The organism is Kocuria varians, from assembly GCF_006539885.1.
Classification (GTDB): domain Bacteria; phylum Actinomycetota; class Actinomycetes; order Actinomycetales; family Micrococcaceae; genus Kocuria; species Kocuria varians.
On record NZ_BJNW01000043.1, the window covers coordinates 1 to 1,381 of the forward strand.

At 69.4% G+C, this 1,381-nt stretch carries 1 protein-coding gene; it reads left to right on the forward strand.

Translation table 11 applies throughout. The features are described from left to right. Positions 1 to 107: 107 nt before the first annotated feature. Positions 108 to 1,381, forward strand: a 1,274-nt coding sequence (locus KVA01_RS12545) for an ISL3 family transposase (protein WP_141270582.1), incomplete at its 3' end; no start/stop codon positions are given.

Sequence of the window (1,381 nt, forward strand, 5' to 3'; positions counted from 1 at the left end):
TTCGCAGTTGAGGGTGTAGTCGAGGGGCGCTGGCTGGTTCGCGGATAGACGTCGAGGTCTTCCAGGATGGAAGTTCTCACACTCACCGTCCGCCGGAAGACCTCGACGTGCACCACCCTACGTTCGCGACCCCAGACCTCACCACGTTCTGCCGCCTCGACGAGCTCGGCCTCGAAGCCGTCGGACAGCTGCTCGAGCCCGACCGGGCAGTACTTGAGTGCCGCGTCGTCGACGACGATCCGTGGTGTCGGAAGTGCGGCGCTGAGGGTGTGCCGCGTGACACGGTGACCCGGCCGCTCGCGCACGAGCCGTTCGGGCATCGGCCGACGACGCTGCTGGTCCGCGTGCGCCGCTACCGGTGCGGCCACTGCCGCCGAACGTGGCGGCAGGACACGACGAAGGCTGCGGCGCCGCGGGCGAAGATCTCCCGCGGCGGGATCGCGTGGGCACTCACCGCGATCGTGGTCGACCACCTCACCGTCACCCGAGCCGCAGCAGGCCTCGGGGTGTCCTGGCACACCGCGAACACCGCGATCCTCGCCGAGGGCAAGCGGCGGCTCATCGACGATCCCACGAGGTTCGACGGGGTGACCACGATCGGCGTCGACGAGCACGTCTGGCGACACACCCGCCTCGGCGACAAGTACGTGACGGTGATCATCGACCTCACCCCCGCGAGGAACAAGACGGGCCCGGCACGGCTGCTGGACATGGTCGAGGGCCGCTCGAAGCAGGTGTTCAAGCAGTGGCTCGCCGCCCGACCCAAGGACTGGTCGAAGGCGATCGAGGTGGTCGCGATGGACGGGTTCAGCGGCTTCAAGACCGCCGCGGCCGAGGAACTCCCCGACGCCGTCCCCGTCATGGACCCGTTCCACGTCGTCCGCCTCGCCGGCGACGCCCTGGACCGGACCCGGCAGCGCGTCCAGCAGGACACCCTCGGGCACCGCGGCCACGCCGGCGACCCGCTCTACGGTGTCCGCCGCATCCTTCACACCGGCGCGAGCTTCCTCACCGAGAAGCAGACCGCCCGCCTCGACGCGGTATTCGCCGTCGAGGAGCACATCGAGGTCGAAGCGACCTGGGGCATCTACCAGCGCATCGTCGCGGCCTACCGCGAACCCGACAAGAACAAGGCCAAGGAGATGATGCGCGCAGTGATCGACGCCGTCAGCAGCGGCGTCCCCGCCGCTCTCACCGAGATCCGCCGACTCGGGCGGACGTTGAAGCAGCGCGCCGCCGACGTGCTCGCGTTCTTCGAACGCCCCGGCACCTCGAACGGACCCACCGAAGCGATCAACGGGCGCCTCGAACACCTCCGCGGCTCGGCCCTGGGCTTCCGCAACCTCACCCACTACATCACACGGTCACTGCTCGAAGCCGG